This is a genomic window from Robbsia betulipollinis (genome assembly GCF_026624755.1).
GTDB lineage: Bacteria > Pseudomonadota > Gammaproteobacteria > Burkholderiales > Burkholderiaceae > Robbsia > Robbsia betulipollinis.
Genome location: NZ_JAPMXC010000006.1, coordinates 307,572 through 333,696 on the forward strand (window position 1 = coordinate 307,572; position 26,125 = coordinate 333,696).

The 26,125-nt window shown below is 63.9% G+C and carries 19 protein-coding genes, 1 rRNA gene, 5 pseudogenes and 1 other annotated feature; of the genes and pseudogenes, 9 read left to right on the top strand and 16 right to left on the bottom strand.

Going from position 1 to position 26,125, the window contains the following annotated elements; all coding sequences use genetic code 11:
* Positions 1-12 precede the first annotated feature (12 nt).
* The 9 genes and pseudogenes from OVY01_RS17390 to OVY01_RS17430 all read right to left on the bottom strand — a co-directional run.
* Positions 13-1,446 (bottom strand): UDP-N-acetylmuramoyl-tripeptide--D-alanyl-D-alanine ligase, encoded by a 1,434-nt coding sequence (locus OVY01_RS17390; RefSeq protein ID WP_267848819.1) that lies wholly within the window; start codon positions 1,444-1,446, stop codon positions 13-15.
* Complete coding sequence (locus OVY01_RS17395; protein WP_267848890.1) at positions 1,443-3,128, bottom strand: UDP-N-acetylmuramoyl-L-alanyl-D-glutamate--2,6-diaminopimelate ligase; 1,686 nt, start codon at positions 3,126-3,128, stop codon at positions 1,443-1,445. Before OVY01_RS17395 ends, OVY01_RS17390 begins: the two co-directional genes overlap by 4 nt.
* A gap of 23 nt (positions 3,129-3,151) precedes the next feature.
* Positions 3,152-5,017 (bottom strand): peptidoglycan D,D-transpeptidase FtsI family protein, encoded by a 1,866-nt coding sequence (locus tag OVY01_RS17400; protein WP_432422277.1) that lies wholly within the window; start codon positions 5,015-5,017, stop codon positions 3,152-3,154.
* A 68-nt stretch (positions 5,018-5,085) separates the two neighbouring features.
* Positions 5,086-5,424, bottom strand: a complete 339-nt coding sequence (gene ftsL / locus OVY01_RS17405) for a cell division protein FtsL (protein ID WP_267848821.1) — start codon at positions 5,422-5,424, stop codon at positions 5,086-5,088.
* Positions 5,421-6,416, bottom strand: coding sequence for a 16S rRNA (cytosine(1402)-N(4))-methyltransferase RsmH (gene rsmH / locus OVY01_RS17410; RefSeq protein ID WP_267848891.1), 996 nt, complete (start codon positions 6,414-6,416; stop codon positions 5,421-5,423). Before rsmH ends, ftsL begins: the two co-directional genes overlap by 4 nt.
* A gap of 35 nt (positions 6,417-6,451) precedes the next feature.
* Positions 6,452-6,880, bottom strand: coding sequence for a division/cell wall cluster transcriptional repressor MraZ (mraZ, locus tag OVY01_RS17415; RefSeq protein ID WP_267848892.1), 429 nt, complete (start codon positions 6,878-6,880; stop codon positions 6,452-6,454).
* Positions 6,881-7,428: 548 nt separating this feature from the next.
* Entirely contained in the window at positions 7,429-8,058 is a 630-nt protein-coding gene (coq7, locus tag OVY01_RS17420) for a 2-polyprenyl-3-methyl-6-methoxy-1,4-benzoquinone monooxygenase (RefSeq protein WP_267848822.1), read from the bottom strand.
* An 83-nt stretch (positions 8,059-8,141) separates the two neighbouring features.
* Positions 8,142-9,836 (bottom strand): long-chain-fatty-acid--CoA ligase, encoded by a 1,695-nt coding sequence (locus OVY01_RS17425; protein ID WP_267848823.1) that lies wholly within the window; start codon positions 9,834-9,836, stop codon positions 8,142-8,144.
* Positions 9,837-10,108: 272 nt separating this feature from the next.
* Positions 10,109-12,193, bottom strand: a pseudogene (locus OVY01_RS17430) (molybdopterin-containing oxidoreductase family protein); the annotation flags it as partial.
* A gap of 227 nt (positions 12,194-12,420) precedes the next feature.
* Here OVY01_RS17430 and OVY01_RS17435 point away from each other — a divergent pair.
* The 6 genes from OVY01_RS17435 (at position 12,421) to OVY01_RS17460 (ending at position 19,225) form a co-directional block, all read left to right on the top strand.
* The gene (locus OVY01_RS17435) at positions 12,421-13,611 is read left to right on the top strand and encodes a M20 aminoacylase family protein (RefSeq protein ID WP_267848825.1); all 1,191 of its coding nucleotides are present in this window, start codon (positions 12,421-12,423) and stop codon (positions 13,609-13,611) included.
* Between the two features lie 50 nt (positions 13,612-13,661).
* Positions 13,662-14,087 carry a DUF3830 family protein gene (locus OVY01_RS17440; RefSeq protein ID WP_267848826.1) on the top strand — a complete coding sequence of 142 codons (426 nt, stop codon included), beginning with the start codon at positions 13,662-13,664 and terminating at the stop codon, positions 14,085-14,087.
* Between the two features lie 204 nt (positions 14,088-14,291).
* Positions 14,292-14,609, top strand: coding sequence for a hypothetical protein (locus OVY01_RS17445; RefSeq protein WP_267848827.1), 318 nt, complete (start codon positions 14,292-14,294; stop codon positions 14,607-14,609).
* Positions 14,610-14,741: 132 nt separating this feature from the next.
* Positions 14,742-15,512 carry a response regulator gene (locus tag OVY01_RS17450; protein WP_267848828.1) on the top strand — a complete coding sequence of 257 codons (771 nt, stop codon included), beginning with the start codon at positions 14,742-14,744 and terminating at the stop codon, positions 15,510-15,512.
* Between the two features lie 719 nt (positions 15,513-16,231).
* Positions 16,232-17,020 carry a hypothetical protein gene (locus OVY01_RS17455; RefSeq protein ID WP_267848829.1) on the top strand — a complete coding sequence of 263 codons (789 nt, stop codon included), beginning with the start codon at positions 16,232-16,234 and terminating at the stop codon, positions 17,018-17,020.
* An 87-nt stretch (positions 17,021-17,107) separates the two neighbouring features.
* Positions 17,108-19,225 (top strand): hypothetical protein, encoded by a 2,118-nt coding sequence (locus OVY01_RS17460; RefSeq protein WP_267848830.1) that lies wholly within the window; start codon positions 17,108-17,110, stop codon positions 19,223-19,225.
* A 148-nt stretch (positions 19,226-19,373) separates the two neighbouring features.
* On the opposite strand, the gene rrf is transcribed toward OVY01_RS17460, so the two are convergent.
* A 5S ribosomal RNA gene (rrf, locus tag OVY01_RS17465) occupies positions 19,374-19,486 on the bottom strand.
* A 170-nt stretch (positions 19,487-19,656) separates the two neighbouring features.
* Positions 19,657-19,913: a sequence feature (23S ribosomal RNA rRNA prediction is too short), on the bottom strand.
* A 283-nt stretch (positions 19,914-20,196) separates the two neighbouring features.
* Here rrf and OVY01_RS17470 point away from each other — a divergent pair.
* Positions 20,197-21,086: pseudogene (locus OVY01_RS17470) on the top strand (IS3 family transposase); the annotation flags it as partial.
* A 57-nt stretch (positions 21,087-21,143) separates the two neighbouring features.
* A pseudogene (locus tag OVY01_RS17475) lies at positions 21,144-21,542 on the top strand (transposase); the annotation flags it as partial.
* On the opposite strand, the pseudogene OVY01_RS17480 reads toward OVY01_RS17475, so the two are convergent.
* A pseudogene (locus tag OVY01_RS17480) lies at positions 21,509-22,143 on the bottom strand (transposase); the annotation flags it as partial. The pseudogenes OVY01_RS17475 and OVY01_RS17480 sit on opposite strands and share 34 nt — an antisense overlap.
* Before the next feature lie 63 nt (positions 22,144-22,206).
* On the opposite strand from OVY01_RS17480, the pseudogene OVY01_RS17485 reads away from it, so the two are divergent.
* Positions 22,207-22,338, top strand: a pseudogene (locus tag OVY01_RS17485) (transposase domain-containing protein); the annotation flags it as partial.
* Positions 22,339-22,498: 160 nt separating this feature from the next.
* On the opposite strand, the gene OVY01_RS17490 reads toward OVY01_RS17485, so the two are convergent.
* From OVY01_RS17490 to OVY01_RS17510, 5 genes are read right to left on the bottom strand one after another with little or no spacing between them, the layout of a single operon-like run.
* On the bottom strand, positions 22,499-23,068 hold the full coding sequence (locus tag OVY01_RS17490) for a 4'-phosphopantetheinyl transferase superfamily protein (RefSeq protein ID WP_267848831.1): 570 nt from the start codon (positions 23,066-23,068) through the stop codon (positions 22,499-22,501).
* Positions 23,043-23,417: a thioesterase family protein gene (locus OVY01_RS17495; protein WP_267848832.1), complete on the bottom strand. Its 375-nt coding sequence runs from the start codon at positions 23,415-23,417 to the stop codon at positions 23,043-23,045. The genes OVY01_RS17490 and OVY01_RS17495 overlap by 26 nt, the downstream gene beginning before the upstream one ends.
* Before the next feature lie 14 nt (positions 23,418-23,431).
* Positions 23,432-24,220, bottom strand: a complete 789-nt coding sequence (locus OVY01_RS17500) for a class-II aminoacyl-tRNA synthetase family protein (RefSeq protein ID WP_267848833.1) — start codon at positions 24,218-24,220, stop codon at positions 23,432-23,434.
* Between the two features lie 37 nt (positions 24,221-24,257).
* Complete coding sequence (locus OVY01_RS17505; RefSeq protein WP_267848834.1) at positions 24,258-25,214, bottom strand: NAD(P)H-dependent flavin oxidoreductase; 957 nt, start codon at positions 25,212-25,214, stop codon at positions 24,258-24,260.
* A 17-nt stretch (positions 25,215-25,231) separates the two neighbouring features.
* Positions 25,232-26,125: a diiron oxygenase gene (locus tag OVY01_RS17510; RefSeq protein WP_267848835.1), complete on the bottom strand. Its 894-nt coding sequence runs from the start codon at positions 26,123-26,125 to the stop codon at positions 25,232-25,234.

Genomic DNA, 26,125 nt, shown 5'->3' on the forward strand with positions numbered 1-26,125 from the left:
CTTCCTTATCTATCAGTGAGGCGTCGTCGCGACGTCGAGCAGCGCATCCACGACGCGTTCCATCGCCATGAACCGGGAACCTTTGACCAGCAATGTCGCGTCCGCGCCCAGGTCCGACGTGCGCAACCCGTCGATCAGCTCCGCGACGCTGGCGAAGTGCCGGGCGTGCGTGCCGAAGGCCTGGCAGGCTCCCCGCGACGCGTCGCCCAGCGCATAGAAAGCGTCGATTCCCGACGCGTACGCATAGGCGCCGATCTCGCGGTGCGCAGCGGCTTCCTGGTCGCCGACTTCGCCCATGTCGCCGACGATCAGCACGCGCGGCGACGGCGCGGCGGCCAGCACGTCGATGGCCGCGCGCATCGAATCCGGATTCGCGTTGTAGGTGTCGTCGATGAGGCGGGCACCGGCGAACGGCGCGAACGTGGCGCGTTTGAGCTGCAACCGTCCCTTGACCGGTGCGAACGCCTCGAGCCCGGCCCGGATCGCCTCGATCGGGACGTTCGCCGCCAGCGCCGCGGCCGTCGCAGCCAGCGCGTTGCGCAGATTGTGGCGCCCCTGGGTCGACAGCCGCACGGCGAAGTTTCCGGCCGGCGTCGCGATGTCCAGCGCGCCGTCGTCTTCGGGTCCCGGCGTCCCGGTCACGGCCGCGCGCGGCGCATCGGCGCCTGCATGACCCTCGTCGAGCATGAAATCCAGCACGCGCCGCTGATGTGCGGCCACGCGCCAGATCGGCGCGTAGCGGTCGTCCGCCGGATAGACGGCGACGCCGCTGGCGCCCAACGCGTGAATGACGCTGGCATGCTCGAGCGCGACCGCCTCGACGGTGCGCATGAATTCCTGATGCTCGCGCTGCGCATTGTTGACCAGCGCAATGGTCGGCTCGGTCAGCTCCGCCAGATAGCGCGTTTCGTCCGGATGGTTCATGCCGAGTTCGATCACCGCGAGCGCATGGGCCGGGGTGAGCCGCAGCAGCGTCAGCGGCACGCCGATGTCGTTGTTCAGATTGCCCCGCGTCGCGAGTCGCGCCGCCTCCCCCACTGCCGCCGCGAAGATCGACGCGATCATTTCCTTGACCGTCGTCTTGCCATTGCTGCCCGTGACCGCCACGACCGGCAGGTCGAAACGGCGCCGCCAGCCGCGCGCCAGCGCGCCGAGCGCGAGACGCGTATCCGGCACGCGCAGATGCGGCAGGCTCCGTCCCGCGGCATCCCGCAAAGTGTCCGGCGCGATGTCCTGCGAAACGATCGCCGCCGCGACCCCTTGCGCGGCGACCGCGGCAAGAAACGCATGCGCATCGAAACGCTCGCCGCGCAACGCCACGAAAAGGTCGCCCGGGCCGGCCGTCCGGCTATCGGTGGACACGCGTGCGAACGGCGTCGTGCCCGCGCCGACGACGCTGGCGCCGTCGATCCATTGCGCCGCTTGATCCAGTGTCAGCAGAGTCATTCGTGCTCCCGGTGAGTCGCCCGGGCGGCGAGCGCCAGCTGGGCATGGTCCTGATCCGAGAACGGTCGTTTCTTGCCCATGATTTCCTGCGTGGCCTCGTGGCCCTTGCCGGCCAGCAGCACGACATCCTCGCACCGCGCCGCGCGGATGGCCTGCAGGATCGCGCTGGCGCGGTCCTCGATGCGGCGCACGCGTTCTACGACATGCCCGGCGACGCCCGGCGTACCGACGCCCGGCGTAACGACGCCCGGAGCGTTCGCCGCGCCCGCCGCGATCTGGTCGATGATCGCCGCCGGTACCTCGCTGCGCGGATTGTCGCTGGTCAGCACGACGGCATGCGCCAGACGTGCCGCGACCGCGCCCATCAGCGGCCGCTTCCCCGCATCGCGATCGCCGCCACAGCCGAACACCACGTTCAGCTCGCCGCCCCGCGCCTGCGCCACCGGACGCAATGCCAGCAGCGTCTTCTCGAGCGCGTCGGGCGTATGCGCGTAATCGATCACGACCAGCGGCTCGTCGTGCTGCGGCCGGCCGCCCAGACGCTGCATCCGTCCCACCACCGGCTGCAGCCGGGCGAGTGCGCCCAGCGCGGCGCGCCACGCCATCGGCTCGAGCAGATCCGTCGCCGCGTCGGCCTGCGGGTGCGCCCGCAGCCATTGCGTCGCCAGCAGCGCGCCGAGCACGCCCAACAGGTTCGAAACGTTGAACTCGCCCAGCGTCGCGACCTCGATCGCGACCGCCGCAGGCGCCGCACTGCCGTTTGCGGCGGCGTGCACGGTCAGCGCGGTGCCGCCCGCCGGGGTCACGCGAATATCCGTGGCATGGAGATGACAGGTGGCCGGCACGGTCCCCGGGGTGGTCGAATCCGGCACCGCACCGATTCCGTACGACAGCGTCGGCAGCTGGCCGTCGAGTTGCCGCAGCAACCGCGCGCCGGCCGGATCGTCGCGGTTGACGACCGCGAAACGCAGACCTGGCCAGTCGAACAAACGCGCCTTGGCGGCCTCGTAGGCAGCCATCGTACCGTGGTAGTCGAGGTGGTCCTGGCTCAGGTTCGTGAACACCGCGATATCGAAGGCCGTGCCGTTCACACGCCCCTGGTGCAGCGCATGCGACGACACCTCCATCGCCACCGCCGCCGCACCGTCGCGGCGCAGCGCCGCCAGCGACTGCTGCAGCTGCGCGGCATTCGGTGTCGTGAAACCGGTGGGCACCAGCTTGTCCGGCAGGCCGACGCCCAGCGTGCCGATCGTCGCCGTGCGCACGCCCAGCGTCGCCAGCGCCAGCGCGATCCACTGCGTCAGCGAGGTCTTGCCGTTCGTGCCCGTCACGCCGATCACCGTCATCTGCCGGCTCGGCTCGCCGTACCAGGCGCTCGCGATCGGGCCGGCCAGCGCGTCGAGCCCCGGCACCGGCAGGACCGGCGTGTCGCCGAAACCGGCGTGCGGACTCGCGCCGCGCGGCTGGAACAGGACGGCCGCCGCGCCGCGCGCGATCGCATCGCCCACGTGCGGCCGGTTGTCGGCGCCATCTACCGCATAGGCAAGGAAACCATCGCCGGGTCGTACCGCGCGGCTGTCGGTGCGCAGGTCCGCGCCCGCGGATAGCGTATCGCTCAGCCAGCCCAACGCCCGCGCGACCGCCACGGCAGCCGCGCTATCCGCCCTGGCGTCCGCCGGCATCGGCGATGCATGCATCGTGCGGATCATCGCAGCACCTTGCCCGCCGGCTCGTCATGGCGCAACGACGCCCGCACGATATGCGCGGCCGCCTCGTGCGCGGCGTGCGTGGTCGGCCGGGCCGCGAACGGCTTGACGGCATTCGACTTGCCGGCGCTCGGCCTGGCGGCCGGCTTGGCCGCGGCCGACGCGCTGGCGGGCTGATCCTCCACCGCCACGGTCTGCTTGACCTGATTGTCCGGCGCGACATTCATCGCGCGCAGGATCTCGCCGGCGATCGAAGAAAACACCGGGCCCGACACCTGGCCGCCGAAGTGCTTGCCACCTCGCGGATCGTCCACCGACACCGCGACGATGATGCGCGGATTGGACATCGGCGCGATGCCGACGAAGGACGCCCGGTAACGCGACTTGTCGTAGCCCCTGCCGAAGTGTTTGTACGCGGTACCGGTCTTGCCACCCACGCGGTAGCCCGGCACCTGCGCCTGCGGCGCGGTGCCGCCCGGCGCCACCACCGTTTCCAGCATCTTGCGCACTTCGGCGACCGTTTGCGGCTCGAACACCTGCGGCCCCTGCGCCGGCGGCGCGTCGAGCTTGTAGATCGACAGCGGCAGCAGACGGCCGTTGTTCGTGAAAACCGTGTACGCATGCGCGAGCTGGAACAGCGACACGGACAACCCATAGCCGTACGACATCGTCGCCTGCTCGATGCGGCGCCAGCTTTTCCACGGGCGCAGCCGCCCCGACACCGCGCCCGGGAAACCGACGTTCGGCGCGACGCCCAGCCCGACGCTGGTGTACATGTCCCACATTTCCTCGGGGCGCAACTGCATCGCGATCTTGCTGGTACCGACGTTGCTCGACTTCTGGATCACGCCCGCCACGTTCAACGTGCCGAAGTTCGAATCGTCGGTGATCTGCGCGCCGTCCAGCGTATAGCGGCCCGGCGACGTATTGACGATCGTCGTCGGGGTCACGCGGTGCAGGTCGAGCGCCAGCGAGATCGTGAACGGTTTCATGATCGAACCGGGCTCGAAGGTGTCCGTGAACACGCGATTGCGCAACTGCTCGCCGGTCAGGTGCGTGCGGTCGTTCGGGTTGTAGGTCGGGTAGTTCGCGAGCGCCAGCACTTCGCCGGTCTGCGCGTCGACCACCATGGCCGCGCCCGCCGCCGCCTTGTTGCTGACGACGGCGTTCTTCAGTTCATTGAAGGTGATGTACTGGATCTTGCTGTCGATCGACAGACTGATGTCCTTGCCGTCGCGCGGCACCGCCAGCTCATCGACATCCTGAACAACGTGTCCCATCCGGTCCTTGATCACGCGCCGGCTTCCCGGCGTGCCGATCAGGCCCTTTTGCTGGCTCAGCTCGACGCCTTCCTGGCCTTCGTCCTCGACATTCGTGAAGCCCACCAGATGGGCGGTGATCTCGCCCTCGGGATAGAAACGCTTGTATTCCTTGCGCGCGTAGAGACCGGGAATATCGAGCGCCGCCACCTTGTCCGCCACGTCGATCGGCACCTGGCGCTTGATGTAGACGAAAGAGCTGTTGCGCGCGAGCTTGCCGCGCAATTCCTTCGGGTCGATATCGAGCAATGACGCCAGCGCTGCGCGTTTCGCTGCCGGCAGGTCCTCGGGCACATCCTCCGGAATCGCCCAGATCGCGCGCACCGGCAGCGTGGTCGCCAGCACCAGCCCGTCGCGATCGAGTATCTTGCCGCGGCTCGCGGGCAATTCCAGCGTGCGCTCGAAGCGGCTCGCGCCCTGTTTCCGGTAGAAGGCGTTGCCGGGCCCCTGAATCCACAGCGCGCGCGCCGCCAGACCGGCGAACGCGAGGAACACCAGGAATACCAGGAATTTGGAGCGCCACAGCGGCAGCGAAACCGAGAGCATCGGGCTCGACGAATACTGCACGCCACGGGCATTGCGGCTCGCGCGGATCGGATCGGGTTTTTTCTTCATCAGCGCGATCCCGGCACGGCTTTCGCCGCCGCGCCCGACGCCGGCACGGGCGCCGGGGCGATTTGCGCAGGACTGCCGTCCATGTTCAGGTATTGCGTGCGCCCCGCGGCCACTGCGTCCATGCCGAGCTGGTTACGGCTGTTTTCCTCGACGCGCGAGGTCTTCGACAAGGCACTCTGCTCGTATTGCAGGCGCGTCCAGTCCTGGGCCAGATTGCGCTGCAACAGTTGGGCATGCTCGAGCTGAACGAAGACGCGGCGCTGCTGGTACGTCGAATTGACGACCGACAGCGCGCAACACACCAGAATCAGAAGGAGGAGGCTGTCGAGACGGCTCACGCGCTCACCTTTTCGGCAATGCGCATTACGGCGGAACGCGCGCGCGGATTCGACGCCACCTCGGCATCGCTCGCGCGCAGCCGCCCCAACCGCTTCATGGGCGGCGCCGGGATATCGGCGGCGCGCAACGGCAGGCGGCGGTCGAGTTCGGGCGCGGACGCGTGCTTGTGCATGAATTGCTTGACGATGCGGTCTTCAAGCGAATGAAAGCTGATCACCACCAGACGGCCGCCCCGCTCCAGACAGTCCAGCGCGGCCTCGAGCGTTATCTGCAGTTCCGCAAGCTCTTGATTGACGTGAATCCGTAAAGCCTGAAAGGTGCGGGTGGCCGGATTCTGGCCTTTCTCGCGAGTCTTGACGGCGTGCGCCACGAGCGCGGCAAGCTCGCCTGTACGGGCGAGAGGACCGCGCTGTTCGGACTCTGCCCGGCGAGCAACAATCGCCTTTGCAATCTGAAAAGCAAACCGTTCTTCCCCATAGTCTCGTATCACCTTGGTCAATTCATCGAGCGGCGCCCGCGCCAACCAGTCGGCCGCGGATTCACCGCGTGTGGGGTCCATGCGCATGTCCAGCGGGCCGTCGAAGCGAAAGCTGAAACCCCGCGCCGGGTCGTCGACCTGCGGCGAGGACACCCCCAGATCCAGCAGGATTCCGGAAACCGGGCCAATGCCGCGCTCCGTCAGGGCGGACGACAGCGAAGCGAAACTGTCATGGACGATATCGAAACCCGCATCCGCGCCGGCTGCGCGAGCCGGGACCGGCGAGGATGAAGCGGCCGGCGCGTGGCGCGCGGCGATCAGCGCATCGGCGGCCGCGATCGCCTCGGGGTCCTTGTCGAAGGCCAGCAGCCGCCCCGGAAACGCCAGGCGGTTCAGAATCTCCCGGCTGTGCCCGCCCCGGCCAAACGTGCCGTCCACATACGTGCCGTCGGTACGCCATACCAGCGCGTCGACGGCATCGTCGAGCAACACCGTCCGGTGCTGGAAAATCATATCAGCCGCATTTGGCATGTATCGACGCCTTGCGGCTAAAAACTGAAATTCTTGAGAGCGTCGGGCATGCCTTGCGCCATCGCGGCCTGCTCCTTCGCAGCATAGGTTTGCGCGTCCCATATCTCGAAATGGCTGCCCATACCCAACAGCATGACTTCCTTCTCGAGATTCGCGGCAAGCCGCAATTCAGGCGAAATCAGCACGCGGTTCGTACCATCCATTTCGACATCGGACGCATTGCCGAGGAAGATCCGGCGCCACCAATGCGCGTCCATCGGCAACGCAGCAATCTTGGCGCGGAAAACTTCCCATTCCGGACGAGGGAACAGCAGCAGGCAGCCATCCGGGTGCTTTGTGATCGTGACGCGGCCCTCGGCCTGTCCCTGGAGCGCATCGCGATGCCGGGTAGGAACGGACATCCGCCCCTTCGCATCGAGTGTCAGCGCCGATGCTCCCTGGAACACGCCTTTCTCCTGTCGATCCCACGTGGACCACGCGAAACGGCCTCTGGGACGAGTCCGGATTAGGAAGTTTTTGCGCGGAAAATTGCACTTTTCTGCACCTTTTCCCACTTTAAGGTAAGCATCGAGTGTGGTCAAGCACACGCTCGCGTTTTGGCGCTATTTTTGCCCGACAGAACAATGACTTAGCTTTCCGGCACACTCTTTCGCCAAAAAAAATTCAGTAAAATTAATGTGATACGGAACTTATTGAATGTTTTGGATGAGCGCGCGAACGTGGACGGTAGTGCGAAAAGGCGAAAATTACGGGGCTGTTGAGCGTAGAAAAGGACGTATCGCCATCCGTTGCGCGCAAACGCCGGTGGACGCACCCGCCCCGGGCGAGGCGGTAAGAATGACATGAGGAACGATCGGCTTCATCGGCAAGATGTGGGATGGCACAGAGGCCGACACAGGGCGCGCACCGGACATGCGGCCTGCACCGCCCCCTCTCGCCGAATCGCGGCAACCGCCGGCACCCATGCGCCGCGCCGCCCCGTAGCCCGCGCGCATCAAAGATAATAGGCGGTCCGCGTCATCACCTTGGACATCGCCCGCATTGCTGCGGTCAACGGGAACGGCAGTTCGACACCGCCGGCTTCCATCGCGGAGCGGGCGTGCTTCATCTCATCGGTGCGCATCTGCTCGACCACGGCGCGCGACGCCGCATCGCCCACGGGCAGGCTTTCCAGATGACTGTCGAGATGATGCTCGACCTGTCGCTCCGTCTCGGCCATGAAACCGAGGCTGACCCGGTCGCCCATGCGCCCGGCGACGAAACCGATCGCCAGCGAGCCGGCGTACCACAGCGGATTGAGCAGACTAGGCCGCCCGCCCAGCGCCTCGATGCGACTGGCCGTCCAGGCAAGGTGATCCTCCTCTTCCTCCGCTGCCACCGCGAACGCCTGCTTCAGCTTCTCCGAGCGGGTGGCCAGTTTCTGTGCCTGGTACAGTGCCTGCGCGCACACCTCGCCGACATGGTTGACCCGCATCAATGCCGCCGCGTGCTGCCGCTCCTCCGGCGTCAGCGCCGCGTCTTCCAGTTCGAGATTGGCGCCGGGATAGGGACGCGCAGTCCGCGTCACGCCGGTCAATGAACGCAAGCCGCGGTCGAATTCGCCAATCAGTTTATCCAGCAACATCGCCTTCCCCTGTTTTGCGCTATTTTCAGCTATCCACCGATGGTACTGCGATGCCGACCGGTGCGCACCGTTTTGCGCCGCATTCACCCGCCGGCCGTCGGCGGAGGAATGGCGCCCTCCTCGCGTAGCGCCCGGCGCAGGATCTTGCCGACATTGGTTTTCGGCAGTGCCTCGCGGAATTCGATGGTCCGCGGCAACTTGTAGGCGGTCAGGCGCTCCCGGCAAAACGCGCGCAGGTCCGTCTCGGTCAGGCCGGGGTCGCGCCGCACGACGAAGATCTTGACGGCCTCACCGGATTTGTCGTCGTTGATGCCTACCGCCGCCACCTCGCCCACACCGGGGTGACTCGCCACCACGTCCTCGATTTCGTTCGGGTAGACATTGAAACCGGACACCAGAATCAGGTCCTTCTTGCGGTCCACCAGCTTCAGATTGCCGTGCGCGTCGAAGCGCCCGATGTCGCCGGAACGCAGAAAACCGTCGGCGGTCATCACCTTGTCGGTTTCGTCGGGCCGCTGCCAATACCCGGCCATCACCTGCGGTCCGCGAATGCAGACCTCGCCGGTCTCGCCGTTCGGCACTTCCCGGCCGGATTCGTCGCGGATCGAGACGTCCGTCGACGGCATGGGCAGGCCGACGCTGCCCGAGTACGCGGTCGCGGTCACCGGCGTGCAACTGACGATCGGCGACGTCTCGGACAGCCCATAGCCCTCCACCAGCACCCGGCCGGTCCGCTCCGCCCAGCGTCGCGCGACGGCTTCCTGCACCGCCATCCCGCCGCCCACGGCGACCAGCAACTGCGAGAAATCGAGACGACCGAAATCAGGGTGATCCATCAGCGCGTTGTAGAGCGTGTTGACCGCCGGGAAGCTGTGCACCGGATAGGCGGACAGCGTCTTGATCAATCCCCGGATATCCCGGGGATTCGGGATCAACACCGCCAGACCGCCGATGCGAATCGATAGAAAGCCGCAGACCGTCAGCGCGAAGATATGATAAAGCGGCAGTGCGGCCGCGGTGATCACCTGCGCACCGGCGCGCCGCGTCAATGCCGGCGCCAGCCAGGCTTCCGACTGGATCGTGTTCGCCAGCAGATTGCGATGCAACAGGATCGCGCCCTTCGCGACACCGGTCGTGCCGCCGGTGTATTGCAGCACCGCAATGTCGTCGAGCGCGGGCGCCGCCGGGCGGTACCCCGCCCGGGCGCCCGCCGCAAGGGCCGCGGACCAGCCCACGTGCCCGGGCAGGGTCCAGGCGGGCACCAGCCTGCGCACGTGCCGCACGACGAAATCGACGATCCGGCCGCGCCCGCCCAGCATGTCGCCCATCGACGTGACGACGACGTGCCGCACCGCCGTGCCGGCCAGCACCTTCTGCAGCGTCGCCGCGAAATTCTCCAGGATGACGATCGTTTCCGCGCCGCTGTCGATCAGTTGCTGCGACAACTCACGCGCGGTATACAACGGGTTGACGTTGACGACGATGCACCCCGCCCGCAGCGAGCCGATCAGCGCGACCGGGTATTGCAGGACGTTGGGCAACATCAGGGCGACGCGGCTATCCTTGCGCAGGCCGCGCGATTGCAGCCATCCGGCGAAATGCGCCGATTGCGCGTCAAGCGCGGCATAGCCGAGCGTTGCGCCCATGCAGGTGAACGCCGCGCGTTCCGGAAAACGCGCGAAGGTCTGCTCGCACATGTCGACCAGCGATTCGCAGCCGGACAGGTCGATGTCGGGCGGCACGCCCGGGGGATATTCGTTCAGCCAGGGCCTGCTCATGTCGTCTCCTCCGTCTTTTCGGTCGGACCGTGTGCGCCGAATGCCCGGTAGCGCGCTCGCCGGCACGCTGGAGACGCCCGACTACGGCCTCTGACACGCGATCATTTTTAGCATGATCGTTCGTTAACGTGATCGTAACGGGCCGCGCGCGGCACCGCAACCAGTTAGACGGATCGTTCGGTTCAGATGTGCCGACGCGTGCCCTCGGACCCGACGATGGACGGGGCATGCGGTTTGACCGCCGGGGACGCGCTCCGCCCGGCCGGCCATGCCTCGACTTCGACGAGACAGTCGTAAAACGACGCCGACCCGCCGAGATCGGTCAGCGCCTGGCTGGTCAGCTCGTTCGCGTTGCGTCCGTCCGGTGCCAGCTTGCGCCACCAGATCGACAGACCGACGACCAGCCCGCCGCGGGCACGGTCCCCGACGCGGGCACGCGCCCGCAGCGATCCGCGATCGTTGAACACCCTGACCGGGTCTCCGTTCGCGATACCGCGCGCGGCGGCGTCGTCCGGGTGCATGTCGAGGTGCGGTTCGGGCTCGGTCTTGCGCAGGCTGTCGACGTTGACGAAGGTGGAGTTCAGGAAATTGCGCGCCGGCGGCGAAATCATCGCCAGCGGATATCGGGCCGCGAGCGCCGGATCGGCCTCCGCCGACTCGCGCGGCGGCAGATAGTCGGGTAGCGGGTCGCGGCCTTCGGCGGCCAGCGTCGACGAAGCGAACTCGCATTTTCCGGACGGTGTGTGGAAACCGCCCTCGGCGAACGGCGCGTCCGGCAGCGCCAGGCGGATCCAGCTCTCGCGCTGCAGGCGCGCCCAGTCCGCGCCGCCCATCAGGGGATCGGACCAGCGCAACGCCTGGCTGCCCAGCATGGCGTCGCTTTCCTGCAGGAGCGGATGGTCGAGCCCCATCGCGCGGGCGATGCCGCGGAAGATCTCGGTATTCGGCCGCGCCTCGCCCAGCGGCGCGATCGACGGCTGGTTCACCATCACATAGGTATGCCCGTACGCCTTGTGCACGTCGAAATGCTCGAGTTGCGTGGTGGCGGGCAGCAGCAGGTCCGCGTAGTCCGCGGTGTCGGTCTGGAAATGTTCGAGCACGATCGTGAACAGGTCCTCCCGGGCGAAACCGGCCACGACCTTCCGGGAATCGGGCGCAACCGCGACCGGGTTCGAGTTGTAGACGATCACCGCCTCCACCGCCGGGCCGAAATCCTGACCATCGACCCTGCCGCCCGGATGCGTCAGCGCGTCGCCGATCGCATTCATGTTGATAATGCGCGACTGACGGTCCGGCCAGCCGGGATGCAGGTCCGGGCGCTGCAGGGCGAAGGTGTCCACCGGCGCGTAACCGGACGTGGACAGCAGCATGCCGCCCGCCCGATGCCGCCAGGCCCCCACCAGCGACGGCAGGCACGCCACCGCACGGACCGCGTTGCCGCCACCGTAGGCGCGCTGCATCCCGTAGTTCAGGCGAATCGACGCCGGCTTGACGGTGCCGTACGCGTGCGCGAGGTCGCGCAACTGGCGCTCCGGAATGCCGCACACAGCCGCCACGCGCGCCGGCGGCCATTGCCGGGCACGCTCGGCAAGCGCCGCGAAGCCCAGCGTATGGCGGGCGACGTAATCCTCGTCGATCATGTCCTGCGCGATCAGCAGATGGATCATGCCCAAGGCCAGCGCGCCGTCGGTGCCGGGACGCAAGGCGATGTGCTCATGGCACTTTTCCGCGGTCAGCGAGCGGTAGGGATCGATCGCGATCAGGCGCGCGCCGCGCCGCTTCGCTTCCTGCGCGCGCGTCCAGAAATGCAGGCTCGACGCCACGGGATTGCTGCCCCAGATCAGGATCAGCTGGCTTTCCTCGATGAAGTCGACCTGCATGCCGACATTGCCGCCATAGGTATGCTTCAGGGCCGCCGCGCCGGCCGACGCGCAGATCGTGCGGTCCAGCCGCGACGCGCCGATCAGGTTGAAAAAGCGCGCGGCGATCGATTCGGTTTGCAGCAAGCCCATCGTGCCGGCATAGCTGTACGGCAGAATCGCCTCCGGCGCGCGCCGCGCGATCTCGCCCAGGCGCTCGCCCGCCAGCGCGAGCGCGGCGTCCCAACTGATCGGCTCGAAGCGCCCTTCGCCCTTCGGACCGACGCGTCGCATCGGCTGGCGCAGGCGGTCGCGATGGTAGGTACGCTCGGTATAACGCGACACCTTGGTGCACAGCACGCCCTGCGTCGGAGGATGGTCCGGATCGCCCCGCACGGCGGTCGCGCGCCCGTCCTCCACCGTCACCTTCATCGCGCAGGTGTCGGGGCAGTCGTGCGGGCATACGCCACGGATCGTCGTGATGGCAGGCGAACTCATAACCGTGATTCTCGAAAAGGGCAGCGGGCGGGGCGGCTGCATGAGCCAGCCACACGGGGTGGCAGAACGGGACAGCCACACGCGGTAGGCCAGATTGTATTACGCCGGCGAATTTCGGCGGGTCGACCGACGCCCCCGCGCCCACGTAGAATGATGGCATCGCCTCTTTGCCGAAGCTGCCGGAAGCTTTCCGGTGCTCACTCCCGCTCCCTGACGCTCTCCCCACCATGAAAATCATTCCCGAAATTCTTGCCGTCGGCGCCGAAACCCGGGCGATCCGGCATGACATCCATGCCCATCCCGAACTGGGCTTCGAAGTTCACCGGACCGCGGACCTGGTCGCAGCGAAGCTGACGTCCTGGGGCATCACCGTGGTACGCGGCATCGGCCGCACCGGCCTGGTCGGCACGCTCAGACGCGGCAGCGGCACCCGTGCCATCGGCCTGCGCGCGGACATGGATGCGCTGCCGGTGAACGAAGCCAACACCTTCGCCCACCGCTCCACCACGCCCGGGCGCATGCACGCCTGCGGTCACGACGGCCACACGGCGATGCTGCTCGGCGCCGCGCGTTACCTCGCCGAACACGCCGACTTCGACGGCACCGTGCACTTCTTCTTCCAGCCCGCCGAGGAAGCCGGCGGCGGCGCCCAGGCAATGATCGACGACGGACTGTTCGAGCGCTTTCCGGTCGACGCGGTGTTCGGCGTGCATAACTGGCCGGGCATGCCGGAAGGCAAGTTCGGTGTGCGCGTGGGGCCGTTGATGGCATCCACCAGCGATTTCCGCATCGACATCAAGGGCATCGGCGCGCATGGCGCGATGCCCCACAACGGGCGCGATCCGCTGTTCGTCGGCACGCAGATCGCGAACGCGCTGCAGGGCATCATCACGCGCAACAAGAAACCCGTGGACACCGCGGTGTTGTCGATCACCCAGTTCCACGCGGGCGATGCGAACAACGTCGTGCCGGACCAGGCCTGGCTCGGCGGCACCGTGCGCACCTTCACCGAGGACACCCTCGACCTGATCGAGGCCCGCATGCGCGCGATCGCTCCGCCGATCGCCGCCGCCTTCGAATGCGAGGCGGTCGTCGACTTCGTGCGCAACTATCCGCCGACGATCAACGAAGCCGACGCCACGGCGTTCGCCGCCGACGTCATCGCCGACACCTTCGGCGAGGACCATCTCGACCGGGACGTGGAGCCGACCATGGGCGCCGAGGACTTCTCGTACATGCTCAAGGCGCGTCCGGGCTGCTACGCCTTTCTCGGCAATGGCACGGGCGAGCACCGCGGCGCCGAGGGCGGCATGGGACCGTGCTCGCTGCACAACCCGAGCTACGACTTCAACGACGCGCTGCTGCCGATCGGTTCGACGTATTTCGTCAAACTGGTCGAACGTTTCCTGACGAAGTAAGCGCGGCGTCCCGAGACCTTTCTTTTTTCATCCACTGCCTCCTCCCGAACATGCCTTCGATCAAGATCACCGCCGGCGACCTCGTCTTCACGGCCCACACCAACGATGCGGCGCCCGACACCGTCGCCGCCTTCCTGCAATTGCTGCCTTATCGCCAGAAGGCGATTCACGTACGCTGGAGCGGCGAGGCGTGCTGGGTGCCGCTCGGCGAATTCCGTCTGGAAAAAGACGGCAAGGCCGTCGGCTTCGAGAACCACACGAGCCATCCGTCGGTCGGCGACGTGCTGTTCTACCCCGGCGGCTACAGCGAAACGGAGCTGTTGATCGCCTACGGCTCCTGCTGCTTCGCCAGCAAGATGGGACAGCTGGCCGGCAATCATTTCCTGACCATCGTCGAAGGCCGGGAACACCTGCGCAAACTCGGCGAGAAGACCCTGTGGGAAGGCGCACAGGAAGTGCTGTTCGAACTCGCCTGAGTTTTTCGGGAGCAGACGAGAAGATTCCCATACGGTAAAAACCGGTCTGCTCTTACTATTCTCTCTATCGCAACCACACAGCGGCGGCTCACCTGCTCCGCTCCCGCCATCGTGGCCTCTCCCGATCCAATCCGCACGCTTGCGCCCCCCGGGGCCGACAGGGACCCGGAACCGGGCGATTTTCCGCTTTTCATCCGCGAACTGTTGATCGACACGATGGATCGGGACATCGCCCTGCTGCGAAGCCTGACGGACCTGTCGCCGTCGCCGCGCATCACGCGCGACATCGCCGCCATGCTGCACCGCATTCAGGGGGCCACGGCGACGATGCGGTGGCAGTCGATGACGGCCCTGGTGGAGCGAGCGCGGAAACAGATGAAGACCGGCGACGGCGACGGCATCGTGCGACTGATCGCCTTTTGGAGACGCAAACGGCGGGTGTGGTTGCGGGATACCGCCTCCCCGCCGACGAGCGTGGACGACCGGCGGAAACGAACCTTCCGGCCAGCGCCGGACAGCTGACTGGCGGCGTCGCGAGGACCGGCCCTACACTCGACCCACCTGTTTCGCGGGTTGCCTGCCGGTCCCGCCGTCGAGGGCGCGAGGAGACGAATCACGCGAGTGAGACACGAGAGTGAGACATGAGAGTGAGACATGACGGAAACCTGCAGAATCGTTCTCGCGGACGACCATCCGATCGTGCGATGGGGCGTGTGGGCCTTGCTCGAAAAATGCCCGGGTCTGTCGGTGGTCGCGCAGGCGGCCGACTCGACCGAGCTGTTCGACGTTCTCGAAACGCACCCGGTCGAACTGGTCATCACCGATTACGCGATGCCTGGCGGCAAATTCCAGGATGGCGTCGTGATGTTCGAACGCCTGAGACGGTTCTATCCCGATCTTAAAATCATCGTCCTGACCGTGCTGAAAAACCCTGCGATTCTCGCGCGCATCAAGGCCAGCCCGGTCGACGCGATCCTGAACAAGGAAGGCAGCCTCGACGACATTTCCCGCGCGATCGCCAGTGTCGCAGCAGGTCAGCGTTACCTGGGCGCCAGCGTGATCGCCGCGCTCGCAGATGCCGACGCCGCACGCCAGCGACGCCTCCTCGCCCTGTCGATGCGGGAAATCGAGATACTGCGCATGTTCCTCGACGGCATGCCCATGACGCGCATCGCCGAGGCTACCCATCGCAGCATCAAGACCGTCAGCAACCAAAAGCAGTCGGCGCTACGCAAGCTCGGCTGCGCGAACGACCTGGAACTGTTCCAGTTGAAGGCCCTGACCGGTCTGGCAACGTTTTCGACGGGCCATCCAGGAATGGCGTTCGATTCTGCCGACGCCGGTGCCGGCCCTGATGCAGATACGGACGTCGTCCGCGATCCCGGTTTCGACAGCCGCTTCCATGCGGCCGGCATCGCCCCCTGACTGGCGGGGGACGTACTGGATCGCACCGACGCGCGGTGCGACTCTGCGCCACGATGGCGGATTGGACCGTCCCCTGTCGGTCCGGGTCATTTCACCGCCTGCGCCAGATCCCTCCGCGGAAAGATCGAGCTAAAAGCAGCGCCGGGCCGGCATGTCCATTAGAATTTTCACATTAAATCTCAAAAAACCTACCGGGGCCTGTCTGCATGATTGCGCGAGATGTCGTAAAGAAAATGGTTGTCCAGTGTGGCGTGTGCGTCATTTCCTCCACGCTCCTGGCGGCCTGCAGCGGCACCGGCCCCCGGTCCGACGCGGATCTCGGCCCGGACATCGCGCTGGAACCCGGCCCCGGGCAAAAACCGATTCCCGGGTATCAACCACCCAGCATGGACGATGTCACGGCCAGCGTCGACGTGACGCGGAAGGATGCCGCATCGTCCTCACCCAGCCCGGTGGTGGGTGGAACGCCTGCGTATGTGGCGGTTGCCCCCGCGGCTGTGGTCGCGCAGGTGCCGGTGATGGTGTCACCGGCGCCCGTACCCGTGGTCGTGGCAGCCCCCGCTCCACTTACACCGCCGGTCCCGGTACAGCCGCCCGCCATGACAGCGCAGGCGCCTGTCGTCGCGGCACCACCGGCTGCGCTGGTTCCGGCCCCGGTTGCCTCCCCACCGATGCCGCCTGTCGTTGCGCAGGCGCCGGTCGTGGTCGCGCCGCCTGTCATGGCGCAGGCGCCGGTCGCGGTCGCGCCGCCTGTCATGGCGCAGGCGCCGGTCGCGGTCGCGCCGCCTGTCATGGCGCAGGCGCCGGTCGCGGTCGCGCCGCCTGTCATGGCGCAGGCGCCGGTCGTGGTCGCGCCGCCTGTCGTTGCGCACGCGCCCGTCGTGGTCGCGCCGCCTGTCGTCGCACAGGCGCCCGTCGTGGTCGCGCCGCCTGTCGTGGCGCAGGCGCCTGTCGTGGTCGCGCCGCCCGTTATTGCGCAAGCCCCGTCGCGGATTGCGGCACAGGCTCCGGTTGCGCAGACGTCAAAGATGGTCGCCCCAGCCCCCGCAACACCGGTTGAAACGGCCACGCCTGCGGCCAGCCGTCCCGTGATCGTGGCAGTCACGCCGGCCGTCGTGCCTGCGACAGCCCCCGTCGCTCAGGAACCGATCAATACGCTCGATAACGGCCAGATCATTGGCCGCATCGTTTCGAGCAACCGTCGCGCGGCCGTCGCCACCTGCCTCTACAGCTATCTTGCCGATTTCAGCAACGGATTGAAATCCGCAAAGGATGCGACACCCGACATGACGGTCAGCCAGATCGACATCGGCATGGTCCCGCCACACGCACATCGAAGCCTCTTCGGTTCGAGCAATGATGCCGGGTATCAGGCTTACTATCGTCTGTCTCTCGTCGATCGCGCCACCGGAACGACCATCACGATCCAGCAAGGACCCAATGCCTTCACGCCGCTGTCCCGGGAAATGCTGATGGATATCGTGTCGGCATGCGGAGCGGGCAAGTGAGTATGCCTGCCAACATTTCGGGACAAGAATAAAAATACATTCATAAAATCGGCCGGCACAACCTGTCACTGGCGAACCGGTCTCGCCATGCTGGAGGAACCGGCAGAGAGTGAGCGTTACGGAAGAGACGCGGCACGCAGTTCGTACCACCGGCAGATTCGCCGGGCCAGGATACCTGCCGCGTATTTCTCTCGGGTGTCGAACAATATGAGTGCCCTCTCCTTCAGCGCCACAATCGGTCTGGTCGCCGATACCTTCGCGATCAATATTCTCAACAAATCCGATTCGCTGAATCGCTTCGTTAGCTGGATCACCCATGCCCGCGTCAATCGCGAGACCCTTGCGCAACGGGTGTGGCATAGCGCGATTGGCTTGCTGCAGGACAGCCAGATTGTCTCGAAAAGCCTGGGGGCACGCGGCGCGACCTTGGCGCCCCTGCTGACAACCGCCTTGATCAAGGGCGATCATGAAGAAATGCGCCAGGCCGTGGCCGAACTGACCCGCATCGGCGTCGATGGGGCGATCGGGACGGCCACCATGCACGGCGCCAAACGTGCGCTCGCGATGGTGCTCGGCGAGGCAACGTCCATGGTCAGCACCAAGCTGATAGACAGCTATCTTGGCACCCACGCTGGCGAGAAAGTTCTCGCTACGATGGTTGCGCGACATGGTTGGACGCCCATACAGGAACGCCTGCAAAAGGCGCTGGGCGCCAGTGTCGGCAGCGGCTTCCTGATCGGGCAGATCAAGGGCGTGCTCGATACCGCCGTGATAAAGAAAACGGGCATGAATCAGGAAACGTCCGCGGAATATCGAACGCTCGCGGACCTTGCCCACATCGGCCTCACCGGAGGCGGCCATGACGCCATGCTCGCGCGTCTACAGGACTATGCACCGACGTCGTTTGCGGCCGTGCAGCTTGCCAGCAGCAGCTGGCAGGCGGTGCAGACATTCGCCGAAAGCGTCGCCACGCGCGTGAACGAGGCACGCGTGACAGTCAACGATACTGCACGCTTGGTTAAAGAAACGGTACCCGCATTGCTTCATACGATCCAGACCCAGGCGGGCCTTGGCCTGCAACCTCAGTCGCTGGACGATGCCTATGCGGCAAGCGCACACGCAGTGCATACCGGCAAGGCAAGCGCGGTCGGCAGCATGCCCTTCGCGGTGGATGTGAAAGACCGTCAAATCGCAGACGCTTATCTTACGCGACTCGCTATTGCACGCACCGCGGAGCACCAGGTATCCGACGCGTTCGGCCTGGTCCCCGCCGACGCTCCCCTGATCGCGGCGGCGCGTGTCAGACAGGATTTATTCGAAGTCGCGCAGGAAACGCCCGAGCGTTTCAACGATACGCAGCGTCTGCTGGATATCCTGAGTCCGCAGCAACTTTCTCCGCTAGGCGAGCGTGGCGACATCGCCGTCGTCAAGACGCTGACGGGTCAACTCGCCAAGATCGAAGCAAACAGTCATCGCTGGCTGAAAAACGATGTCGAACTGAATGACGCTATCGAAAATACGTTGGCGCAATTGCCAGACGATACTACCTGGCTGGGTGGGTACAAAGTCGGCCGGGCCTTCGCCACACACTTCGACGTATCGAATATTTCACTGCCGGCAAGCGAGTATGGCTACGCCGATGGCGCGCGGGACGGCGGTATGGCCATCGCGAACGTCGGTTGGGGGCTTCTCGGATTCAAGGCCGATAGCCTATCGGCGGACGCAAATGCGCGTCTGAGACACCTTTACAATACCTGCGGGCAAGACGCCGGCGTCATGCAGGAAGCCACGCGTTATCTCGACCCCCGGAGTGCCCAATCCATGATGGCCTCCACCGTCCTTGCCCAATTCGCTACAGCAGACCGGTCACCCCCCCTCATCGATACCGGAGATGGCTTTGTTCAGCTTGCCGGCGAGGACCCACGAATCAACTTCAAGGTCACGCGCAATGCCGACATGGTGACGCTGTCGATGGAAGCGCGATGGTCAGTGACCGGGTTTGGCGTAACTTCCGACGCGATGCGTGAACCGCTTGACGCGGCCAAGGACAGTGCGATGAGCACGGCCTGTACCATCACGATACGCCGTCGGCCTGATGGCGAGGGACTGGATGTACGGCGCATCGCCATGGGTACTGCAGTGACGATCGCCAACACAATCGACTTTGATGCGGGTAGTGGCAGGCTTGTATCGTCTTCCGCATGAGCAAGCAGATGCAGTTGGACATCGCGCATAAGACGGTGCCAGGGACGGACGAGCAGGGAAACTGCAATATTCCCGCTTGCAATATTGGCGAGCGCAAACGCAAACGCCCCGCCTTTTAAGGGGCGGGGCGTTTGGTACGGCTTAGGGAGCCTGACGATTACCTACTTTCACACGGGAATCCGCACTATCATTGGCGTGGAGTCGTTTCACGGTCCTGTTCGGGATGGGAAGGGGTGGGACCGACTCGCTATGGTCATCAGGCAAAGAGGGGTGTGGCGCACGCGGTGCAGCGGTGCGGCGTCACGAATCCGGGAAGAAGTTCAATATGGGGTGCGAGTGTATCGGCACATGACCGATGCTGCATAACCTGCTCACGTTGGCTGCGGTATTGCACGCAGTCTTAAAACGTACTGGTTATAGGATCAAGCCTCACGGGCAATTAGTACTGGTTAGCTTAACGCATTACTGCGCTTCCACACCCAGCCTATCAACGTCCTGGTCTCGAACGACCCTTCAGGGGAATCAAGTTCCCAGGGATATCTCATCTCAAGGCGAGTTTCCCGCTTAGATGCTTTCAGCGGTTATCTCTTCCGAACATAGCTACCCGGCGATGCCACTGGCGTGACAACCGGTACACCAGAGGTTCGTCCACTCCGGTCCTCTCGTACAGCCCGGCTGACACGCCACGCGAGATCTCTTCACGTTCACTCAAGGTCAATGCCCGCAGCGATCGCTTACGCGGAGCAGGGGTGTAACCCCCGCATAGCCGGATTACGCCGTAGATCGACCCGGCGGGCTTGCCTATGGCCTTGCCGATCCCAAGAAACGATTCACCTGCGCGCCACCGCCGCCAAACCTCCACTTTGCCTTCTGTCGGCAACCCAGGCCGTCCCATTTGTGTCATTCGTCAACCCTCCTTCATTCGATATTAATATGAAGGTGTTGCAACGACCCATTGAACCTACCACCGCGCTCTTGATGTCGGAAGGAATCGAACGTATGAGGTAATGGAACAGGTCGCCAGTGCCGAACCTGTCGCGTTGATCTGTGCTTTATTTGACGTGCCGCGATCTTGCTTTTATGCGTATCGGCAACGACGACATCGAGTAGATGCTGCGCGCATGGCGATACGCAGTCGGGTGCATGAACTGTTTGTCCAAAGCCGTAGCTCTGCTGGCAGCCGAAGCATTGTCGGCATGCTGCACGCACAAGGCGCGGTTATCGGGCGATTCAAGGTCAGACGCCTAATGAACGAGCTCGGCCTGATTTGTAAGCAGCCCGGAAGTCATGCCTACAAACGCGCTACGATCGAACGCGTCGACATCCCGAATGTTTTAAATCGACAATTTGATGTCGCGGCACAGAATCAAGTCTGGTGTGGCGACATCACCTATGTTTGGGCACAAGGGCGTTGGCATTACTTGGCGGTGGTGTTGGACCTTTGCACGCGCCGGGTCGTCGGCTGGGCCTTCTCGACACGGCCTGATGCTGACTTGGTGGTGAAAGCGCTGGAGATGGCCTTCGAACAACGCGGGCGCCCGCTGGGGCTGATGTTCCACTCCGATCAGGGTGGGCAATATGCAAGTCGAAAGTTCCGTCAACAATTGCGGCGCTACCGGGTTCGGCAGAGCATGAGCCGACGCGGAAATTGTTGGGATAACGCGCCGATGGAACGTCTGTTCCGCAGCTTGAAAACGGAATGGGTACCGACCACCGGATACGTGACGGCAGGTGAAGCACATCGTGATATCAGCTATTACCTGATGCAGCGGTATAACTGGATTCGACCGCATCAGTTCAACTACGGTCTCGCGCCTGCAATCGCCGAAGAAAACTTAACCCGGTGTCCGGCGTGAGTTGACCACTACATAAATTTTGTGTGCGGGGCTAACATGTCGGAAAAGGACGATGTAAAGCCATGGCATGCAAACCGAAGACACCGCCGCGAGAATTGCCTGCGATTCCCCAGGAGCTGGTCGACCAGTTCGTAAAAGGTCCAATGACGGCTGAAGCCGTCCAGGACGCCGCGATGGCGTTCAAGAAGGCCCTGATCGAGCGGGCCTTAGGCGCCGAGATGGGGCACCACCTCGGTTACGCCACCGGCACCGAACGCCCGCCCGGGACCACGAACCAGCGTAACGGCCGTAGCGCCAAGACCGTGCTCACCGACGATGGCCCGTTGGCGTTGCAGATCCCGCGAGACCGCGACGCCAGCTTCGAGCCGATCCTGATCCCGAAGCACGAACGGCGCTTCACGGGCTTCGACGACAAGATCATCGCGATGTACGCGCGCGGCATGACGGTGCGCGATATCCAGTGGAACAGCCCCTGGTGCACCAAGCTGCGGCGCACACGCTCCGCGCTCGCCTTTATCCCCCGCGCGGCCAGCGCCTTGACCAGCCTGGGACAACCGTAGGTGCCACGGCTTTGCGCGTGCAAGCGAGCAATCTCGTCATCGAACGCGGCACGCCGCTGGCCGCGCGCGCTGGGTGAACGCACCCGCCATTGGCAATAGCCGCTGCGCGAGACCTGCAACACCCGGCACAGGCGGCTCACATCGTATGGGTCGCGGTGAGCCGTAATCCAGGCATACTTCACCGCTACCCCTTCGCGAAGTACGCCGTCGCTTTTGACAAGATTTCCACATCGAGCTTCGCGCTTGCCAGTTCCTGGCGAAGCCGGCTGATCTCGGCCTCCATCTCCGACACACCCAGCTTCACGCGGGTGGCGGCCGGGGCTGCGCCAGAGACGCCCGCCGCGCCATTACGCTGCTGCTTGCGCGCCCAGTTGCCTATCGTCGCCACCGGTACCCCAAGGCGGCGTGCCGCCTCGTTATGCCCCACAAAATTGGCCAACCTTGCCGCTTCCGTGCGAAATTCCTCGGTGTGGCGACGATTCGGTACGTTCTTTTCGACCATCTCGACCTCCGTTCAACAGATTATCCAACATCTCTGCTGTACGTCGTTTCGAGGCATGGTCAGATCCAGTCGGCCAAGCTCAACGGGCACGACCCCTACGTCTACCTCAAAGACGTCCTCACGCGTCTGCCCTCGCATCTCGCACGCAATATTGATGAATTGCTGCCGCACAACTGGATGCCCACTGAAACTTGAGGACGTTGGCGTCAAGATGGGATCGCCGGGCGCTTACATCCCGACATCGGGACTGCCGGCATTTATCTCTGAACATGCGGCGCAAGCTGAGCGCGTAGTACAACCGCGAAATGAAACAAGGTGCAGGCAAGCGCGCGCCCGTAAGCTTGGCGCCCGGGATTCATCGGATACGATGGAGCGCGACCCGTGCCGGTCCGTAGCATCGCCGGTAGCAGAGGCCCACAAGCATGTCCTCGATGCGAAAAAGCTGTACCACGAAATGGCGTTCGCCAAAACGCATGAGCAATTGCTTGCCTGCCTGCTCCTCGCTTCGCTCGGAACGTACGACGCGCATGTGCGGTAAAGCCTGAAGCAACCCGAGACCTACGCACTTGGCGCAAGCTTCCTTCGCGACCCAGAGCGTAAGAAATTCTTCTTCGATTTCGTCTTTCCGGTTCAGGAGCGGCGCGAGGCGGGAGGCGCGGCGCGCCAGATCGTCGCGCCGCGAAGATTCGAGATCGATCCCGACGTATTTGCGATTGGCCAGGAGATAGGCCTGGACACGCGCGGTGTCGCTGAATCCAAAACACGGAATCTGCGACAGGTAGGGCTTTCCCAATGCGGTACGTTTCGCGGATGACTTCATGGAGCGTAATGCCGCTTCGGTGCAGGATCGATCGCGCGTCGTGCAGCGCGCCGCATGGTCGGAAAAGAATACATCGATCTCAAAATTCGAAGAGTGTGCGATCATGCGTACCCCTCGCGATGAGTTTCGATGTCGTCGCATGGATGGCTTCAGCTGAAAAGCGCACGCTATTCGCAAACAGCATGACGACTGCGATATTCAGGATGATCGCGCTTCCCAGTTCCGCCGCGGCAACGTGCTGAACGCTGACCGCATGTCCTACCGATCCGTAGCGCTGCGCCGCGGCGTTTCTAATACACTCGGTGGCGAACATCTCGATCCAGTAGACGATAACGGGTGTCGCCAGCACATCACGGTCGCCACCAAAATGCAGGGCACTCAGTGCATCACTGGCGGTGAATGCTCGGCTGAAGGTCTGCCCGACTTTGAACAGCTTGTTGGCATCCAGCGTCATCCCGGCCTCGCCGCTCAGTGAATTGTCGCCAGCGCGGCCAGCGTCTTTGCCGCGTCGCCGAAGTGTTCCTCGAACATGGCTATCCACCGTTCAAGGCCGAACGCCACGCAACTGGTATGAATGAAGCCGCTTCCGTGTGTGATGTTGAACTTCTCGCCGAAATAATTGCGGTGATAATTCAATGACGACACCGCGTGACCCTGAAAAACGATCTCCCGTTTCGTCGGCGTGAGGGTGGACAGCCGTGCGACGGAACTGGACGTATCGAAAAACGGATCGTTCGCCAGTTCACAGGACACTGTGATTCCAAGCTGGTCGAGCAGGGCGGATATCCGCTCGTAACCCCTGTCAAGATGGGCCTGGGCGCTTTCGCCTTCGCCAAGATACACATATTCCTTCATGGTGAAATTGAAGGCGCGGTAATTGTCGAGCGCCTTGTCCTCGTGTCGGAAGCAACGCGCGATGCAGGATTCGATGTACGGCGCTTCGATAGAGGAATTCATCAGACCCAGGTAGACCTTGTAACAGGTGGCCGGCAGCAAGGCCATGCCGACATCCAGTTTCTTGAAATCGTGGTCCAGCCGACTTTTCCCCTTCGAAAAATTCAACAACTCGCCGTCTTCGATCGAACACATCACGCACGTGAGATGGGGGAAATTTCGTGCGTAACCCAAGGCGTCGATCTCGTCGATACTCAAGAGACTGTCGAATTCCGTGGTCGCATTTTTATCGATCGAGAAAGCGTTGTCCAACACCTCTTGCAAGACGTTCTTTACCTGATGCCACTGTTTTTCGATGATCACTTTCTTGTCTCCTTCCGTGTAGTTGAAGTCGCAAGGCTCAGGTGGTGAGGTCCGAGAGAAGCTGCCTCACCGTCTTGATCGCACCCGCATCCTTGCAAGAGGTCCCGCAGTACAGCGCCATCTCGGCGATTTCGCCTTCGGTGCCCTGGGTGGGCACCGCGACGCTGTACCGAAGAATAGGATATTTCTTCCCGAAATAATCGGTGTAGCCAATGACATTGGCGTCCAGCTGTCGCGAACAGGTCCTGTTCCTGATGACCCGGTGCCGGTGGGTATGCCAGCCGACGCTGAAGCAGTCGGTGATCACGGTGTCCCCAGGCATGGCGTCGACAATGGCTTGTTTGTAAATGGCGTGTGCGGCTGATTCCACCGTCGCCGCGAAAACGGTTCCGCACAACACTCCGGAGAAACCGTGGTCCATGACTTCGCGCACTTCGTTCGAATTGCTGATACCCCCGCTCAGAAAAACCATCTGCCTATCCAGGCGGAGTCTGTGCGTATTCGCCAGGACGAATGCGCGCGGGTGTTCTCCGAGATGGTGACCACCGGCTTCGGCGGTCTGGAAAACACAGAATTTGGCACCCATGGCGAACGCCGCGTCGATCTCGGCGTAGGTGCCGGCTTGTACGCCGTAGTCGGCGGCTGGGGGGATGCGGCGAAGCACCTCGGCATCCGGCAACCCAAAGAAAGTGATGACGGGATCAAACGGTCCGGTCGCGAGGAATTCGAGCCGGTCGCTGAGCTGCCCGACGTCCAGCACGAACGGCACAAAGTTGACGCCGAAGCGTCTGCCGGTCCTGCGAGCGGTCTCGGCGAGCAGCATCCCGATTTCCGCATTCGTGTGTCTGTAGAGACCGAGCATCCCGAAAGCCCCGGATTCGCATACCGCGGCGGCCAATGTCGGTTGCGCCACGCCTCCCATCCCGGCCTGGAGGATCGGAATTCGTGCGCCAAAAAGCGCTTCGACGCGCGCATCGCTCTTGATCGCTTGCATGATGGGGACGGCTCCGATCAAAGGCTGTCCAGGTGCAGTTCCGCGACCAAGCCGCTTTTGACGAAGAAGTTCGCGCTTCTCTTGAACCACAACGCATGCATTTTCTTGCGGGCAGGATGACTTCGCAACGCGTTTCGCAAGGCGTTGCCGCTCGCGAAACCAAGGGGCCGAACCACCGCCGAATCCTCATAGACCAGCGGGTTGTACATCAGGCTGATGAAGTAGCGAAACATTTTCACGACGGTTCTGGAAACATCCGCCTTCGTTTCCTCGGGATCGCTGCTGAGCGCAATGGCATCCGCGTAAAGGCGTGGAACGACCTCGCGTCCGAAAGAGACATGTCGCGATTCGTCGAGATGATGCTGATAGTTCACTTGTTTCAATATGTCGATGATGCCGTCGGACGTACCCACCTTGTGGTTGTAGTAGTCCACGAACTCCTCGAAGATAAGCGTGCTGACGAACATGTACAGATCGCGGAGGTTTTCGTCGTCGGTGTTGCCCGATCCAGGAAGGTGTGTCGATGGATAGATCTTTCCGGCATAGTCGAGGCATGCCTTGGCGAAATACCACATGTGGAAATTTTCCTCGCCGATGAAGATGTGCAGATATTCCGAGATGTCCTGGTACTTTTTTTCGTAAATGCAGCTGCTTGCGAAAGCGAGTACGCCCTTGATGCCGTGAACGTTGAGGCTGAAAAAATTGACGGCTTCCCATTTGCTGAGCGAGCGTGCTTGTTGCGGGGAAAGCTGATCCTGGTATTCCGTTCCATACGTGGTCAGCAGGTCGTCGCTGCACCACGGCTGGTCGTCGGCGATGCGCGGCGGCCATGCGAAGCGCTCGTAGGGGTCATGCGATTGCCCTTTGGACAGGTGCATGAGGCGCGATATCCTGCCTTGATCGATTTCCAT